We start from the raw sequence: 15863 nt of genomic DNA, 5'->3' as shown, positions 1-15863 counted from the left end.
TCAGCCTCCGGCTCCGGTGTAGCGGCGCACCCCGGCGCGCCAGAGCAGCGACGCGAGGGTCCAGGTGAGGATCGCCGCCGGCACCCCGAGCCATCCCGACCATGCCGGGATGAGGGTGGGGCCCGGCAGGTCCAGCAGGGTCAGGGTGGGGGCGTAGGCGATGAGGGTCGCGGGGACGACGAAGGTGAAGAAGGCCCGCAGCGGCAGCGGGAACACGGCGCCCGGGTTCGTCGCGACGTAGTTGCCGCCGTAGGTGAAGGCGTTGGCGAACTCACGGCCGTCGACGAGCCAGAACTGCATCGCCCCCGCCGTCGTCAGCAGCGCCGCGAACACGGCCGCCCCGGCGAGCGGCGCGGTGACGGCGAGCAGCAGGGTCAGCGGCGTGGGCGAGAACCCGGCGACCACGAGCGCGATCACGTAGGTGGACAGGCCCACCAGGATCCTGCCCAGGCGCCGCAGGGAGAGGTCCATGCTCGAGATCTGCAGCAGCACGGGCAGCGGCCGGATCAGCAGCGTCTCGAGCTTCCCCGAGCGCACCATGGTGGAGAGCCCGTCGATCTCCCCGAAGAAGAGGTCCGCGAGGCCGAAGGCGAGGGCGCCGAGACCGTACACGACCGCCACCTGGGTGAGGGTCATCCCGCCGAGCACCCCGACCTGCGAGAGGATCACCCACAGCTCGAGGAACTCGGTGCCCACCACGAGCATCTGGCCGAGGACGTCCGCGACGAAGCTCGTGCGGAACGAGGCCTGCGAGCGGATCCGGGACGCGTAGAGCAGGCCCATGACGCGGGGCAGGGAGAGCGGCCGCTCCGCGCGTGCGGCGGAGGCGGCGGGAGTGCTGCGGGCGTGATCAGCCACCCTGCACCTCCAGGGAGCGCACGCCGATGCGCAGCATGAGCACGGCGGCGACCGTGAGCACGAGCGCCCAGGCCGTCTGCTCGCCCAGCAGCGCGAGCGCCTCGATCGGCGGGATCCGGCCGGAGAGCGCGTCGATCGGGGTCTGCACCATCGAGGGGAACGGGGTCGCGCGGGCGATCGCGGCGAGCCAGTCCGGGAACCAGGCGATCGGGATGAGGAAGCCGGAGAGCAGGTTCATCACCGCCATGTAGACGACGCTCAGCCCGCGCGTCTCGACGAGCCAGAAGGAGGCGAGGTTGATCATCGCGTCCCCGAGGAAGGCGACGGTGATCGCGAGCAGCAGGCAGGCGGCGCCCACGAGGTAGGAGAGCGGGTCGCTCGGCAGGGCGAGCCCCGTGAGCACGGCGCCGACGAGCATCGGCGGGATGCCGCGGGCGAGCAGCAGGAACCCGGCGCGGCCCAGCTTCTGCGCGTAGAACATGCCGAGCAGGTGGGTGGGGCGCAGGAGGTCCACGGCCACGTCGCCCTGGTGCACGCGCTGGGAGATCTCGCGGGTGCCGAAGGCCTCGATGGGGGCGAGCAGGGCCTGCCCGAGCCACACATAGGTCGCGGCCTGGAGGGCGTCGTAGCCGCGCAGCTCCCCGCCCGCGGCGTGGATCGCGGCGAGCAGGATCGAGGCGCGGATCAGCCCGAAGACCGAGTTGGTGAACACTCCCGCGGCCGTCGCCATGCGGTAGGTGGAGTACTGCCGGAAGGAGGCGCGGGCGACACTCCAGTAGGCAGACACTCGCGGCATAGTACGCAGTCGTGGCGCCGGTCACAAGGGGCGTCGCCGTCGGATCCGCGGATTCTCCTGCGGCGCGCTCCCGCCCCCGCCTACCCTGACCCGGTCCCCACCCCCGCACGGAACCGGATCCCCGCATGACCTCCTCCGTCCCCGCGCCCGCACCCCTCGGCGCGCCCGACGCCCCCGCCGGCCCTGCCCGCCGCAGCCGGTTCGGCCTGCTCCCGCGCATCCTGCTCGCGATCGTCCTGGGCGTGCTCCTGGGCCTCGTGATGCCCGAGGCGATCGCCCGCGTCTTCACGACCTTCAACGGGATCTTCTCGAGCTTCCTGGGCTTCCTCATCCCGCTGATCATCGTGGGGCTCGTGACCCCGGCGATCGCGGAGCTCGGCCGCGGCGCAGGGAAGATGCTCGCCGCGACCACGGGCATCGCCTACCTCTCCACGATCCTCGCGGGCGGCTTCGCCCTCACCGTCGCGCTGCTCGTGCTGCCGCGCATGCTCGACGGGGTCAGCGTCGGCTCCCTCGACAACCCCGAGGACTCCGCGATCGCCCCGTACTTCGAGATCGGGATCCCCCCGGTCTTCGACGTCATGACCGCGCTCGTGCTGAGCTTCTGCCTCGGCATCGGGCTGACGGTCGTGCGGCCCGGCGCGCTGCAGGAGTCCTTCGTGCAGCTGCGGGACATCGTCGTGAGGACCATCGAGGTGGCGCTCATCCCGCTGCTGCCGATCTACATCTTCGGCATGTTCCTGGGGCTGACCATGAACGGCCAGATCTGGATCGTCATCGGCACCTTCCTCGCGGTCATCGTGCTCGTGTTCGCGATGACGATCCTCGTGCTGCTCGCCCAGTACGGCGTCGCGGGCCTCGCGACCGGCCAGAACCCGCTGCGCATGCTCGCCCGGATGGCGCCCGCCTACGCGACCGCGCTCGGCACGAGCTCCTCCGCTGCGACGATCCCCGTGACGCTCGAGTGCACGAAGCGCAACGGCGTGCCCGCGGCGATCGCGGACTTCGTCGTGCCCCTGTGCGCGACGATCCACCTCGCCGGCTCCACGCTGAAGATCACGACCTTCTCGGTGGCGATCATGATCATCACCGGCATGGACCTGAACCTGCCGGTGCTCATCGGGTTCGTGTTCATGCTGGGCGTCGTCATGATCGCGGCGCCGGGCGTGCCGGGCGGGGCGATCATGGCGGCCGCCGGGATCCTCTCCTCGATGCTGGGCTTCGGGGAGGCCGCGGTGGGGCTCATGATCGCGAGCTACATCGCGATCGACTCCTTCGGCACGGCGACGAACGTGACCGGCGACGGCGCGATCGCCGCGGTCATGGGGCGCCTGTCCCGCGGCCGCGTCTCGGGGGACCTCTCGGTCGACGAGGGCCCGCACGTCCAGGGCGTCTGAGCGCGGCGGCGGCCCGGACGGCGAGATCGCCGGGCCTCCGTGACCGGATCGTGACCCGGCGTCCCGGGCGGTGACCCGGGGCCGACGCCACCCCGCCCCGCCGCGCACGCTCGGCCCATGCCGAGCACTCCGAGCGCCCCCGCGGGCTCCGTCCCCGCGGGCACCACTCCTGAAGGCAGCGGCTCGTCGGGGACGGCGACGCACTGCCCCTACTGCGCGCTCCAGTGCGCGCAGACGCTCACCCCCACCGCCGGAGGCGGTGCCGACGACGCGTCCGTGCTCACCGTCGAGGGCCGTGACTTCCCCACCAACCAGGGCGGCCTGTGCCGCAAGGGGTGGACCTCCGCAGAGGTCCTCACCGCCCCCGACCGGCTCACCGCCCCGCAGATGCGCGGTGCGGACGGCGAGCTGCGCGAGGTGAGCTGGGACGCGGCCCTCGACCACGTCGCGACCCACCTGCGCGAGCAGCGGGAGCGCCGCGGGGCGGACGCCGTCGCCGTGTTCGGCGGCGGCGGGCTCACCAACGAGAAGGCCTACGCGCTGGGCAAGTTCACGCGGGTCGTCCTCGGCTCACGGCTCATCGACTACAACGGCCGCTTCTGCATGTCCGCCGCGGCGACCGCCTCCAACCGCTCCTTGGGCCTGGACCGCGGGCTGCCCTTCCCGCTCCCGGACCTCGCCGGAGCGGACTGCGTGCTGCTGCTCGGATCGAACCTCGCCGCGACCATGCCGCCCTTCGTCCAGCACCTCGAGGGCGTGCGCTCCCGCGGCGGCCTCGTCGTCACGGACCCGCGCGGATCGGCGACCGCGGCGCTGACCGCGGAGGGCGCCGGCGTGCACCTCGCCCCGGTGCCCGGAACGGACCTCGTGGTACTCCTGGCCCTCCTCCACGTGGTGCTCGCGGAGGACCTCGTGGACCACGAGTACCTCGCCGCGCGCACCACGGGCCTCGAGGCGCTGCGGGCGAGCGCCGCCGCCTGGTGGCCCGAGCGCGCGGAGGCGGTGTGCGGCGTCCCCGCTCGGCGGCTGCGGCAGGTCGCGCGGATGCTCGCCGACGCCTCCCCGTCCCGCGGCGGCCGCGGCGCCTACGTGCTCACGGGCCGCGGGGTCGAGCAGTCCACCCAGGGCACCGCGACCGTCACCGCCGCGATCGACCTCGCCCTGCTGCTGGGCCTCGTGGGCCGTCGCGGCTCCGGCTACGGGCCGCTCACCGGCCAGGGCAACGGGCAGGGCGGCCGCGAGCACGGGCTCAAGGCGGATCAGCTGCCCGGCTACCGGAAGATCACCGACCCGGAGGACCGCGCGCACGTCGCCGCCGTCTGGGGCGTGGACCCGGAGTCCCTGCCCGGCCCGGGGGTCCCCGCCGTCGAGCTGCTCGGCATGCTCAGCGCGACGGGCGGCCCCTCCGCGCTGATCGTGTGCGGGGCGAACCCCGTCGTCTCCGCGCCGGACGTCTCCCGGGTGCGGGAGCGGCTCGCCGCGCTCGACCTGCTCGTCGTCATGGACACCGTCCCGTCCGAGACGGCGCTGCTGGCCGACGTCCTTCTCCCCGTCACCCAGTGGGCGGAGGAGGAGGGCACGATGACGAACCTCGAGGGCCGCGTGATCCGCCGCCGCCGGGCGCGGGAGGCCCCGGGCGGGGCGCGCAGCGAGCTGTGGATCCTCCGCGAGCTCGCCGCGCGGCTCGGCGTGCCGACCGGCTTCCCGGCCGAGGCCTCCGCCGTGTTCGACGAGCTCGCCCGGGCCTCCGCGGGCGGCCGCGCCGACTACTCCGGCCTGAGCCATGAGCGGCTGGACCGCGAGGGGTCGATGCACTGGCCCGTCCCCGGCCCGGACCATCCGGGGACGCCGCACGCGCTGCTCGACGGCTTCCCGACGGCCGACGGCCGTGCTAGCCTGCTCCCGGTGACCCATGAGGACCCGGCCGATCCGCTCCGGGCCGATGCCCCGCTGCACCTGGTCACGGGGCGCCTGCTCGAGCAGTACCAGTCCGGGGCGCAGACCCGCCGGGTGCCCTCCCTGCTCGCCGCGCGGCCCGCGGCCTTCGCCCAGATGCACCCCCTGCTCGCGGACCTCCTCGGCATCGAGAACGGCGAGGAGGTGCTGCTGCGCACCCGCAGCGGCGAGCTGCGGGTGCCGGCGGAGGTCACCGAGGAGATCCGGCCGGACACCGTCTTCATGCCCTTCCACTACCCCGGCGAGGGGAGCGCGAACCTGCTCACGGGCAGCGCGACCGATCCGCTCTCCGGCATGCCCGGCTTCAAGGTGACGGCGCTGGAGGTGCTCCCCGCGCCCCGGCCCGTCCCCGTCCCCGATGTGGTCACCGTCCAGCAGAGGAGCATCGTATGAGGATCGTCGTGATCGGCCACGGCATGGTCGGATCCCGGGTCGCCGCGGATCTCGCGGCGGCGGATCCGCAGGCGCGCCTGACGGTGCTCGGCCAGGAGGACCACGACCCGTACAACCGGGTCCAGCTCTCCTCGGTGGTCGCCGGGAAGGCGGATCCCGCCGCGCTCGCCCTCGAGCAGGTGGGGCCGGAGCGGGCGCGCGTGCTGCGCGGCGTGCGGGCCGTGCGCATCGACCGGGCCTCGCACCTGGTCCACGACGAGCTCGGGGAGGCGCATCCCTACGACCGTCTGGTGCTCGCGACGGGCTCCGCGGCGCGGATCCCCGACGTCCCCGGGCTGCGCGCGCCCGGGGGCGCCGCGGAGGAGTCGCCGCTCGTGGACGGCGTGAGCCCGCTGAAGGACCTCGACGACGCGGAGCGGATCCTCCGACGCTGCGAGGGCGGCGGCGAGGTCGTCGTCCTCGGCGCGGGCGTGCTCGGCATCGAGGTCGCCACGGGACTCGCCGGCCGCGGTGCGCGGGTGACCCTCGTCCATCACCGTGAGCGGCTCATGGAGCGGCAGCTGGACCGCGACGCCTCGGAGATCGTGCACGGCGCGCTCGAGTCGCTCGGCATCACGGTGGTCACCTCGGCGAGCGCGACGCGCGTCGACGCGCCGGAGGGCCGTCTCGAGACGGTGCACCTCTCCGACGGCTCGGCGCGGCCCGCGGACCTCCTCGTGCTGTGCACGGGCACGGTGCCGCAGACGGCGCTCGCCGAGGCCGCGGGCCTCGAGTGCGGGGCGGGGGTCCTGGTGGGGGAGGACCTCTCCTGCACGCGGGACGCGGACGTCTTCGCGATCGGCGACTGCGCCCAGCCGCCCGAGGGGGCGAGCGGGCTCGTCGCCCAGGGCTGGGAGCAGGCGCGCCGGCTCGTCGAGTCCTGGAGGCCGCGGGAGGAGGAGGCGCGGGCACCCGCGCCGCCGCGCGGGACGGGCGGGGACCTGGTGCGTGTCAAGGCGGTGGGCCTCGCGCTCGTGACCATGGGCCGCATCGAGCGGCCGGGACCCGGCCTGCACGCCCCGCGGTCCGTGCGGCTCGCGGATCCCTCGGGCGGCCGCTTCACCGAGGTGGTCGTGCACGAGGGGCGCCTCGTCGCGGCGACGATCGTGGGCGACGAGGACGCCGCGGCGGAGCTCAGCGCCGCGTTCACCCTGCGGACGCCGGTCCCGCGGGACCCGGTGCACCTGCTCGCCCGGCCGCTCGCCGCACGGGCCGCGGCCCCGGCGGCCTCCGCGGCGGACATGGCGGAGGACGACGTCCTGTGCCAGTGCAACGGCGTCACCAAGGGGACCGTCTGCGCGGCGCTCGCGGGCGGCTGCGGGAGCACGGCGGAGGTCTCGCGGGCCACGCGCGCGGGCACCGGCTGCGGCACCTGCCGCTCCCGGATCCAGGAGCTGCTGGACGCCTCCCGCGATCGGGAGCCCGCCCCCGTGTGAGCAAAGCCCCTCTTGCCCTCGCGGGAGGGCGACTCCTACCCTTGACGTATGAACGTCTCGTCAGATGATCAGGTGACGGTGGTCGACCCCGGCTCCGCCGTCGGCCCCGATCCTGAGGTCGTCGACGCCGTGGACTCCGACGCCGTGGACCCTGACGCCGTCGGGCACGCCCGCGCGCACCTGCCGGCGCCCGCCGCGGTCGCGGACGTCGCGGACGTCCTCTCCCTCCTCGGCGAGCCGCACCGGCTCACGCTCCTGCTCGCCCTGCGCGGCGGGGAGCTGTGCGTCCACGACCTCGCCCTCACGGCCGGCCAGTCCGAGTCCGCGACCTCGCACGCCCTGAAGCTGCTGCGCGCCCACCGCATCGTGACCCCACGCCGCGAGGGGCGCCGCATGTACTACCGGCTCGAGGACCCGCACGTCCTCGAGCTGCTGGACCTCGCCCTCACCCACACGGCGCACTCGCCGCTGCGCCATCCCGAGCGCGGGGAGGGAGCCTGATGGGACACAGCCATTCCCACGGCGGAGGTGCGGAGGCGCTGAGCGCCGGCGGCCGCCACCGCTCCCGCCTCGCGATCGCCCTGGTGCTGATCGGCGGCTTCTTCGTCGTCGAGCTCGTCACCGCCCTGCTCACCGGATCGCTCTCGCTGCTCTCCGACGCCGGTCACATGGCCGCGGACGTCCTCACCCTCGCCGCCGCGCTCGGCGCCGCGACCGTCGCCGGCCGCGGGGACCGCAGCGGGCGCCGCAGCTTCGGCCTCTACCGGATCGAGGTCTTCGCCTCCCTCTTCGCCGTGCTCGTCATGCTCGCCGTCGCCGCCTGGGTGCTCATCGAGGCGATCGGGCGGCTCGGGACCGCACCGGGGATCGGCACCACCGGCATGCTCGTCGTCGGCGTGCTGGGACTCGCCGTGAACCTCGTGGTCATGCGGATCCTCTCCGGCGGCGCGCGCGAGAGCCTCGCCGTCAAGGGCGCCTACCTCGAGGTCCTCGCGGACACCGTCGGCTCGATCGGCGTCGTCGTCGCCGGTGTGCTCGTCGCGCTCACCGGCAGCGCCCTCGCGGACACCGTCGTCGCCCTCGCGATCGGCGCCTTCGTCGCCGTGCGCGCCGTGATGCTGGGCCGCGAGGTGCTCGGCGTGCTCGCCCAGGAGTCGCCACGCCACCTCGACCCCGCGGCGGTGCAGGCGGATCTCGCCGCCCTGGACGGCGTCACCGAGGTGCACGACCTGCACCTGTGGACCCTCACCTCCGGCATGGACGTCGCGACCGCCCACCTCCGGGTCGAGGAGCGGGCGGACGCCCACGGCGTGCTCGACGCCGCCCAGGAGCTGCTCCGCACCCGCCACGGTCTCGAGCACTGCACGCTCCAGATCGAGCCGGAGGCCCACCGCACCGACGAGGAGTCCGCGTGGTGACCCGTCCGCCCGCCGCCCGGTCCGCTGTCCCGCCCGCACGTCCCCGCGCCGCCGGGACGCCGGCGCCGCGCACCGCCCCTGCGACGTAGGCTCGGCGCCATGACCTCCGCCGCTGCCGCAGACCGCCCCGCCCCGTCCTCCGCGCCCCTGACCGCCGTCGTCACCGGCGCCTCCTCCGGCATCGGCCGCGCGACCGCCGCCCGCCTCGTCGCCGACGGCTGGCGCGTGCTCGCGATCGCCCGCCGCGAGGAGCGCCTCGCCGCCCTCGCGGAGGAGACCGGGTGCGAGGTGCTCGCCGTGGACGTCACCTCCGACGACTCCGTCGCCGACCTCGCCGCCCGCGTCGAGGAGCTCTTCGGCGGCACGCTCAACGCCGTCGTCCACGTCGCCGGCGGCGCCCTCGGCGTCGAGCCCGCCGCGGAGGCGGACCTCGAGAAGTGGCAGGGCATGTACGAGACCAACGTGCTCGGCGCCGTGCGCGTGACCCGCGCCCTGCTGCCCGCCGTGCGCCGCAGCGGCCGCGGCGACCTCCTCTTCCTCACCTCCGTCGCCGGGCACGAGGCCTATCCCGGCGGCTCCGGCTACAACGCCGCGAAGGCCGGGGAGCACATGCTCGCCGCCGCCCTCCGGCTCGAGCTGAACGGGGAGCCGATCCGCGTCATCGAGATCGCCCCCGGCATGGTCCGCACCGAGGAGTTCTCCCTCGTGCGGCTCGGTGACCAGGGGAAGGCCGACGCCGTCTACGACGGGGTCGAGAACCCGCTCACCGCCGAGGACTGCGCGGACGTCCTCTCCTACGCGCTGAACGCCCCGCACCACGTGAACCTCGACCTCGTGACCGTGCGTCCCCTCGCCCAGGCGGCCGCCCACCGCGTGGCCCGGCACCAGGGGCTGTGACGGTCCACCCCGGCATGGGCGGGCCCGGCACGGGCGGCGGCGGAGGCGGTCGCGGGGGCCCCGAGCTGCGCCTCGCCCCCGGGCAGAAGGCGGACGTCCGACGGGTGCTCTCCCTGTTCCGGCCCTACCGTCGGACCCTTCTCGCGGTGCTCGCGCTCATCGCCCTCGGCGCCGCCGCCGGCGTGGTCTCCCCGTTCCTCGTGCGGGAGATCGTCGACGTCGCCCTGCCCGATCGCCGCGAGGACCTCCTGCTGTACGCCGTCGGCGGGCTGATCGCCGTCACGATCGTCTCGAGCGCCCTCGGCGTCACCCAGGCGATGCTCTCCACCCGCGTCGGGCAGTCGGTCATGCACGACCTGCGCGTCGCCGTCTACGGTCACCTGCAGCGGATGGGTCTCGGCTTCTTCACCCGCACCCGCACCGGCGAGATCCAGTCCCGGATCTTCTCCGACATCGGCTCCATGCAGGCCGTCGTCACGAACGTCATGACCCAGATCGTCTCGAGCGGCGCCGGGATCCTCATGGCGGTCGTCGCGATGCTCGCCCTGGACTGGCGGCTCACGCTCTTCTCGCTCATCGCGCTGCCGTTCGCCGTATGGATGAACCGCCGCGTGGGATCGCGCCGCCGCGTGATCGTCAAGCAGCGTCAGGAGAAGGCCGCGGACCTCTCCGCCGGGATCCAGGAGTCCCTCTCCGTCTCCGGCATCCTGCTGGGGCTCACGATGGGCCGCACCCGCGCGCTCGTGGACGCCTTCACCGCGGACTCCCGCGGCCTCGCGGACCTCGAGGTGCGCTCCGAGATGGCGGGTCGCTGGCACATGGCCGTCTTCACGACCCTCATGGCCCTGTTCCCGGCGCTCACCTATCTCCTCGGCGGGCACCTGCTGCTCGCCGGCGGCGGCGTCACGATCGGCACCCTCGTCGCCTTCATCGCCCTCCAGTCGAGCCTGTTCCCCCAGGTGAACGGCATGCTCCGGGTCGCCGCGCAGGTGAACTCCTCGCTCGCCCTGTTCACCCGGGTCTTCGAGTACCTCGATGCACCGCTCACCGTGGTCGACGCCCCCGGCGCGATCGCCCTGGACCCCGCGCAGGTGCGCGGCGAGATCCGCCTCGAGCACGTCGACTTCACCTACCCCGGGGCGGAGTCCCCGTCCCTGCACGACATCGACCTCACGATCCCCGCGGGCCGGCACACGGCGCTCGTGGGCACGACCGGCTCCGGGAAGACCTCCACCGGCTACCTGCTCGCGCGGCTCTACGACCCGAGCGGCGGGCGGATCACCCTGGACGGCCACGACCTGCGCGAGCTGACCCGCGAGTCGCTCGCCGCGAGCCTCGGCGTCGTCACCCAGGAGACCTATCTGCTGCACGCGAGCATCGCGGAGAACCTGCGCTTCGCCCGCCCCGGCGCGAGCGACGCCGAGCTCGTCGCCGCCTGCGAGATCGCCCAGATCCACGAGCACATCTCCTCCCTGCCGGATGGCTACGCGACCGTGGTGGGGGAGCGCGGCTACCGCTTCTCCGGCGGCGAGAAGCAGCGCCTCGCCCTGGCCCGCACGATCCTGCGGGACCCGCCGGTGCTGCTCCTGGACGAGGCGACCTCCGCGCTGGACACCGCGACCGAGCGCGCCATGTCCGGGGCGCTGGACGCCGTCTCCCGCGGCCGCACCGTCATCTCGATCGCCCACCGGCTCTCCACGATCCGCGACGCGGACCAGATCGTCGTCCTCTCCCACGGCCGGATCGTCGAGCGCGGCACCTACGCGGAGCTGCTCGCCGCGGGCGGCGCCTTCGCGGAGCTCGCTGCGCGGGACACGGACCCCGCGGAGAGCTGAGGAGGCGGGGCGCGCCTCGCCGGACGTACGACGAAAGGATGACGGCTTCTCCTCCGGCGAGGGGATGACCGGGGCGGCGGGGACGAGGAGGATCGGGTCATGTCGCCCGTCCCCGAGCCTCCCGGCCCGAGGAACCCTGCCGTCGACGAGGACACCATGACCACGCTCACGCACCACCAGGACCCGGACCTCCGCGAGGGGGAGACCCTCACCCGCGGCGGCCGCCGAGCCATGGGCCGTCCGCTGCTCTTCGCCGCCCTGCTCTGCGTCGCCTCGCTCGTCGTGCTGGGGCTGCTCGTCGCCGGGCCGGCGCTGCCGCTCGCGGCCGCGATGCCCGTCGCCGCCGGCGCCGCGGTGCTCGTGATCCTCGCCTGGGCGCTCGCCGGTCCCCGCCTCTGACGACGCGGCCGCCGGCGGCGTCGCCGTCGACAGCTCTGGCGTCGTCGACGCCACCTCCGACGTCACCTCTAGGGGCGTGCCGGGCCCCGACTACGCTCCCGGTATGGAACCGGAGATCCCGCTCGCGGGCGGGAACGCCAGCGCAGGCGTCATGCGGGTGGGGGACACCGTCCGCAAGCCCTGGACCCCGCACTCGCCGGGGGTGCTCGCGCTCATGGGCACGCTGCGGGACCGCGGCGTGGACCTGCCGGCGCCGCTCGGGCAGGACGAGCAGGGCCGCATGGTGACCGAGTACGTGCCCGGCGCCCTCGCGATGGACTCCCCGCCGCTGAGCCGCCCGCAGCTCGCCGAGGTCGGGGCCATGGTGCGCCTCATCCACGACGCCTGCGCCGGGCTGAGCGCCCAGGAGCTGGGCCTTGGGCCGGCCCTCATCCCCGTCGCCGACGCGGACCTCGTCTGCCACGGGGACCTCACCCCCTGGAACCTCGTGCTCGGGCCGCGGTGGGTCTTCATCGACTGGGACGGCGCCGGCCTGAGCACCCGCGCCTGGGACCTCGCCTACTCCGCGCAGGCCTTCACGCTCAACGACGTCACCGCCGATCCGCACCGCGCCGCCGAGGACCTCCGCGCCTTCGTGCTCGGCGTCGATGACGGCGTCGACGGGGCCGACGGGACGGCAGGACTGGGACACGAGGCCGGCGCGGCCGACGGGACCACCGGGCGGGGCTACGGTGCCGATGCCGCGCTGCGGGCCGAGCTCGCGGCCCTGCTCCCGCGCCGGGCGCAGGCGATGCACGACCACCTCGAGCGCGCCCACCGCAGCGGCTGGGAGCCATGGGGGTCGATGTACCTCGAGGGCCACGGCGAGCACTGGGCATGCGTGGCCGCGCACCTCGAGCGGCACGCGGAGATCTGGCGCGACGCGCTCCGCTCCTGAGCCGGGTCCGCGTCGCCACCGGAGCCCAGGGGCCATCGGCACCCCAGAGGCGATGGGCACCTCAGGAACAATGGGCACCTCAGGGAGCATGCCGGGCCGATCATGCTCCCTGACGCGCCAATACTTCGCCGTGGGCCGTGAGCACCGACGGGGCCCGGTTCAGCGGCGGCGGCCGCCGCGGTCCAGGCGGCGCGCCGCGATCGCCTCGCGGGTCCGCTCGAGCGCCCTGCCCGCCTCCTCGTGGTGCCGCTGCGCGACCGTCACGAAGATGATGTCCACGAGGGTCAGCTGCGCGAGGCGGGAGGCCGTCGCGCCGGAGCGGAAGGGCGACTCCTGGGCCGCGGTGAGCAGCGCATGGTCCGCGAGGGAGACGAGCGGGGAGCCGGCGGTGTTGCTCAGCGCGACCGTCCGCGCCCCCGCCTCCTGCGCGATCCGCAGCGCGTCGACGACGTCGATCGTGTCGCCGCCGTGGGAGATGCCCACGGCGACGTCCCCCTCGCCGAGCAGCGAGGCGGCGGGCAGGCCCTCGTGGGCGTCGCTGTAGGCGGCCGCCCACAGGCCGATCCGGGAGAGCTTCTGCTGGAGGTCCGTGGCGGCGAAGGCGGAGGCCCCCACCCCGAAGGTCGCGACCCGGCGAGCGGAGGAGAGCAGCTCCGTGATCGCGGCGAGCTCGCCGGTGTCGACGCGCTCGCAGGTCTCGGTCACGGCGCGGGAGTCCGCGAAGGCGATCTTGGCGATCACCTGGTCCAGGGAGTCGGAGGGGTCGATGTCGCGGTGGAGTTCCGCGGATCCCCCGTTCGAGGCGTCGCGGCCGGAGGCGTAGGCGAGGTCCGCGCGCAGGGCGAAGCGCAGCTCCCGGTAGCCGGAGAAGCCGAGGTCCCGGGCGAGGCGCACGACGGAGGCGGGGGAGGAGTCCGCGGCCTCGGCGAGACGGTCGATGGACAGCTCCGCGGCGGCCGCGGGATCGGCGAGCATGACGTCGGCGATGCGGCGCAGCGCCCCCTGCATGCCCGGGGCTATCGCGCGCAGCGTCGTGAGCACCTGCTCGTGCCCGGCGGCGGTCATCGGCGCGCCTCCGTCAGCAGCGCGACCGCGGCGCGGATCCCGGCCGGGTCGCCCGCCCGCGAGGGATCGGGGGGCCGGGCCGCGGCGGCGTCCCGGGCGGCGGGGACATCGGCTCCCGCGAGCAGGGCGACGAGGGCGACCCGGATCGAGCCCTCCGACTCCTCGAGCACGCGGGCGGCGTGCTCGGGTGCCGCGCCGCTCGCCTGCACGAGCATGCGGACGCTGCGGGCGCGCAGCTTCTCGTTGCTCGCGCGCATGTCGATCATGAGGTTCGAGTAGGTCTTCCCGAGCCGGACCATCGTCGCGGTGGAGAGGGCGTTCAGCAGCAGCTTCTGCGCGGTCCCGGCCTTCATGCGGGTGGAGCCGGTGACGACCTCGGGGCCGACGTCGGCGAGCAGGGTGTGATCGGCGAGCTCGGCGAGCGGGGCCTGAGGATTCGCGGCGATCAGGGCGGTGACCAGTCCCTTCTCCCGGGCGGCGGTGAGCGCTCCGCCCACGTAGGGCGTGCGACCGGAGGCGGCGAGCCCGATCACGACGTCGTGGGGGCCGCACCGTTCGCGCACGAGCGCGGCGCCGTCCTCGGCGGAGTCCTCGGCGCCCTCGCCGGCGACGACCATCGCGCGCGGGCCGCCTGCGAGGTGCGCGGTGAAGTGGTCGGGGCCCGCGTTGAAGGTGGGCGGGAGCTCGGCGGCGTCGAGCACGGCGAGACGCCCCGAGGTGCCCGCGCCCACGTAGTGCACGGTGCCGCCGGCGGCGATCGCGGCCACGCAGTCCTCGACGAGCGCGGCGAGCGGCGCGGAGAGCGACTGCACGGCGGTGATCACGGCGGCGTCCGCCTCGAGGATCCTCGCGGTGAGCTCGGCGGCCGGCAGCGTGTCGAGGTCCTCGGTCGCCGGATTGCGCTCCTCGGTGGGGGAGGCGAGGTCCAGCAGCGACTGCCATGCGCTCATCGCCGGTCTCCTTCCGTCGCGCGCACCGGGACGGGGCGCCGCTGCGTGGTCGTGCCGCCCATCATCGCGCGTCGCTCATCATCGTGTGCCGGTCGTGCGGGGCGCGCGCTGTCCACGGGACGGTGCAGGGGCGGCCGTGCGGGGAGACAGGGCGGCCGCCGGTGCGGCTCCCCGGGGCGGACGATCCTTCATGATGGTCACCTCCGGGACGGGGTGCGGCGCGCACGCGTGGCCGGCGACGGGACCGCCACCGTGCGGAAAGAACTTTCGGATGAAAGACTTCGCAGGAAAATAGCATGCGGGATCGGGGATCTCCAGGAGACACCCCGGCCATGGACGAGGAGGCGCGATGGGCGGCGGGACGAGCCGGGGGAGCACGCTGCTGCTCGGGGCGGATGTCGGTGGGACCCACGCCCGCCTGCGGGTCCACCTCCTCGACTCCTCCACCGGGGAGGCGGGGGAGGAGCTCCTGCGCCGGGAGGGTCCCGGGGCGAACCCCGGCTCCGCCTCCCCCGGGGCGCTCGAGGCGCTGCTGGACCTCGTCGCCGCCGCGCTCGGCGAGGGCTCCGCCCTCCTCGCCGGGGCGGATCCCGACGGCGCCGCCCCGAGCGGCTCCGGTCCATCGCGGGCCGAGGGTGCAGGACCTGCGGTGCGCGCGGTGGTCGTGCTCGGCATCGCCGGGGCCGGGCCGGCCCGGCACGGGTGGGTCGAGCGCGCGGTGCGGGAGGGGCTCGGGCAGCGGCTCGCCGCCCGTTCCCCGGCGCCGTGTGATCGGGATCTGCTGGACCCGGCCGACGTGCACGTCGTCGACGACATGGTCACGGCCTTCGCCGCGGGCGGGACCGGCGGGGACGGCCTGCTCCTGCTCGCCGGCACGGGCGCCGCGGCGGTGCGCTTCGCGGGCCACCGCCCCGTGGAGCGGTCCGACGGGATGGGCTGGCTGCTCGGGGACGCGGGCTCCGCGGTGTGGATCGGCCGGGAGGTGCTGCGTGCGGCGGCCGCGGACCTCGACCGGCGCGGCCCCTCCACGATGCTGTCGGCGGCGGTGCTCGGGGAGCTCGGACTCCCCGCGCCGGGGGAGCCGGGGGAGGGGGACGTGCGCCAGGCGATGATCGCGGCCGTCGACCCGCTCGCCCCGGCCGCCTGGGGACGCTTCGCACCGCTCGCGAGCGATGCGGCGGCCGCCGGTGACGCCGTCGCGGCGAGGATCCTCGATGGGGCCGCGGAGGCGCTGCTCGGCACGCTCGACGCGGTGCGGGACCCCGGAGCAGGAGTCGGAGGGGCCGTCGTCGTGACGGGATCCGTGCTCGAGCGCAGCGCGTCGGTCCGCGCAGGCGTCCGGGCCGGTCTCGAGGTCCGGGGGCTCAGGATGGTGCGGGGTGCTGAGCCCGTCCACGGGGCGCTCCGGCTCGCGGCCGAGCATGCCGCCCGCTCGGCGGGCCCGGCCCGCTGATCGCGCTCCCCGCAGGATGACCGGCGGGGTTCAG

General features: G+C 75.0%; 14 protein-coding genes. 10 read left to right on the top strand and 4 right to left on the bottom strand.

Annotated features, from left to right (window positions below; genetic code table 11):
• Both ACYVAP_RS11410 and ACYVAP_RS11405 read right to left on the bottom strand, forming a co-directional pair.
• Entirely contained in the window at positions 1 to 858 is an 858-nt protein-coding gene (locus ACYVAP_RS11410) for an ABC transporter permease (protein ID WP_264450088.1), read from the bottom strand.
• Entirely contained in the window at positions 851 to 1654 is an 804-nt protein-coding gene (locus ACYVAP_RS11405) for an ABC transporter permease (RefSeq protein ID WP_370297010.1), read from the bottom strand. Before ACYVAP_RS11405 ends, ACYVAP_RS11410 begins: the two co-directional genes overlap by 8 nt.
• Positions 1655 to 1779: 125 nt before the next feature.
• Between ACYVAP_RS11405 and ACYVAP_RS11400 the strand changes: the two genes are divergently transcribed.
• The 9 genes from ACYVAP_RS11400 to ACYVAP_RS11360 all read left to right on the top strand — a co-directional run bounded on the left by ACYVAP_RS11400 (position 1780) and on the right by ACYVAP_RS11360 (position 12361).
• Positions 1780 to 3051, top strand: a complete 1272-nt coding sequence (locus ACYVAP_RS11400) for a dicarboxylate/amino acid:cation symporter (protein WP_498860715.1) — start codon at positions 1780 to 1782, stop codon at positions 3049 to 3051.
• A gap of 117 nt (positions 3052 to 3168) precedes the next feature.
• Entirely contained in the window at positions 3169 to 5400 is a 2232-nt protein-coding gene (locus tag ACYVAP_RS11395; protein ID WP_498860714.1) for a molybdopterin oxidoreductase family protein, read from the top strand.
• Entirely contained in the window at positions 5397 to 6875 is a 1479-nt protein-coding gene (locus ACYVAP_RS11390; protein WP_498860713.1) for an FAD-dependent oxidoreductase, read from the top strand. Before ACYVAP_RS11395 ends, ACYVAP_RS11390 begins: the two co-directional genes overlap by 4 nt.
• Positions 6876 to 6923: 48 nt before the next feature.
• Positions 6924 to 7376 (top strand): ArsR/SmtB family transcription factor, encoded by a 453-nt coding sequence (locus ACYVAP_RS11385; RefSeq protein ID WP_240811147.1) that lies wholly within the window; start codon positions 6924 to 6926, stop codon positions 7374 to 7376.
• Positions 7376 to 8293, top strand: a complete 918-nt coding sequence (locus ACYVAP_RS11380) for a cation diffusion facilitator family transporter (protein WP_498860712.1) — start codon at positions 7376 to 7378, stop codon at positions 8291 to 8293. Before ACYVAP_RS11385 ends, ACYVAP_RS11380 begins: the two co-directional genes overlap by 1 nt.
• A 99-nt stretch (positions 8294 to 8392) precedes the next feature.
• On the top strand, positions 8393 to 9190 hold the full coding sequence (locus tag ACYVAP_RS11375; RefSeq protein ID WP_498860711.1) for an SDR family oxidoreductase: 798 nt from the start codon (positions 8393 to 8395) through the stop codon (positions 9188 to 9190).
• Positions 9191 to 9204: 14 nt separating this feature from the next.
• Positions 9205 to 11025, top strand: a complete 1821-nt coding sequence (locus ACYVAP_RS11370; protein WP_498860937.1) for an ABC transporter ATP-binding protein — start codon at positions 9205 to 9207, stop codon at positions 11023 to 11025.
• Between the two features lie 99 nt (positions 11026 to 11124).
• Positions 11125 to 11424, top strand: a complete 300-nt coding sequence (locus tag ACYVAP_RS11365) for a hypothetical protein (protein ID WP_498860710.1) — start codon at positions 11125 to 11127, stop codon at positions 11422 to 11424.
• Positions 11425 to 11527: 103 nt separating this feature from the next.
• Positions 11528 to 12361 carry a phosphotransferase gene (locus ACYVAP_RS11360; RefSeq protein WP_498860709.1) on the top strand — a complete coding sequence of 278 codons (834 nt, stop codon included), beginning with the start codon at positions 11528 to 11530 and terminating at the stop codon, positions 12359 to 12361.
• Between the two features lie 159 nt (positions 12362 to 12520).
• Here ACYVAP_RS11360 and ACYVAP_RS11355 read toward each other — a convergent pair whose 3' ends face one another.
• Complete coding sequence (locus tag ACYVAP_RS11355) at positions 12521 to 13426, bottom strand: MurR/RpiR family transcriptional regulator (RefSeq protein ID WP_498860708.1); 906 nt, start codon at positions 13424 to 13426, stop codon at positions 12521 to 12523.
• A complete protein-coding gene (locus ACYVAP_RS11350; RefSeq protein ID WP_498860707.1) occupies positions 13423 to 14376 on the bottom strand; it encodes an N-acetylmuramic acid 6-phosphate etherase in 954 nt (317 codons plus the stop codon). Before ACYVAP_RS11350 ends, ACYVAP_RS11355 begins: the two co-directional genes overlap by 4 nt.
• A 349-nt stretch (positions 14377 to 14725) precedes the next feature.
• Here ACYVAP_RS11350 and ACYVAP_RS11345 point away from each other — a divergent pair, with 349 nt between their 5' ends.
• Positions 14726 to 15829 (top strand): BadF/BadG/BcrA/BcrD ATPase family protein, encoded by a 1104-nt coding sequence (locus tag ACYVAP_RS11345; RefSeq protein WP_498860706.1) that lies wholly within the window; start codon positions 14726 to 14728, stop codon positions 15827 to 15829.
• The last annotated feature ends 34 nt before the right edge of the window (positions 15830 to 15863 follow it).

The organism is Brachybacterium horti (assembly GCF_054777615.1).
Note: the sequence above shows the minus strand (reverse complement) of the source record. Positions and strands in the feature narration are given on the sequence as shown.

Bases quoted from the DNA above. Each gene is read 5' to 3' on its own strand.
- ACYVAP_RS11380 (WP_498860712.1), top strand. From the start codon at position 7,376: ATGGGACACAGCCATTCCCACGGCGGAGGTGCGGAGGCGCTGAGCGCC.
- ACYVAP_RS11360 (WP_498860709.1), top strand. From the start codon at position 11,528: ATGGAACCGGAGATCCCGCTCGCGGGCGGGAACGCCAGCGCAGGCGTC.
- ACYVAP_RS11385 (WP_240811147.1), top strand. From the start codon at position 6,924: ATGAACGTCTCGTCAGATGATCAGGTGACGGTGGTCGACCCCGGCTCC.
- ACYVAP_RS11365 (WP_498860710.1), top strand. From the start codon at position 11,125: ATGTCGCCCGTCCCCGAGCCTCCCGGCCCGAGGAACCCTGCCGTCGAC.
- ACYVAP_RS11390 (WP_498860713.1), top strand. From the start codon at position 5,397: ATGAGGATCGTCGTGATCGGCCACGGCATGGTCGGATCCCGGGTCGCC.
- ACYVAP_RS11395 (WP_498860714.1), top strand. From the start codon at position 3,169: ATGCCGAGCACTCCGAGCGCCCCCGCGGGCTCCGTCCCCGCGGGCACC.
- ACYVAP_RS11375 (WP_498860711.1), top strand. From the start codon at position 8,393: ATGACCTCCGCCGCTGCCGCAGACCGCCCCGCCCCGTCCTCCGCGCCC.
- ACYVAP_RS11350 (WP_498860707.1), bottom strand. From the start codon at position 14,376: ATGAGCGCATGGCAGTCGCTGCTGGACCTCGCCTCCCCCACCGAGGAG.
- ACYVAP_RS11370 (WP_498860937.1), top strand. From the start codon at position 9,205: ATGGGCGGGCCCGGCACGGGCGGCGGCGGAGGCGGTCGCGGGGGCCCC.
- ACYVAP_RS11345 (WP_498860706.1), top strand. From the start codon at position 14,726: ATGGGCGGCGGGACGAGCCGGGGGAGCACGCTGCTGCTCGGGGCGGAT.
- ACYVAP_RS11400 (WP_498860715.1), top strand. From the start codon at position 1,780: ATGACCTCCTCCGTCCCCGCGCCCGCACCCCTCGGCGCGCCCGACGCC.
- ACYVAP_RS11355 (WP_498860708.1), bottom strand. From the start codon at position 13,426: ATGACCGCCGCCGGGCACGAGCAGGTGCTCACGACGCTGCGCGCGATA.
- ACYVAP_RS11405 (WP_370297010.1), bottom strand. From the start codon at position 1,654: ATGCCGCGAGTGTCTGCCTACTGGAGTGTCGCCCGCGCCTCCTTCCGG.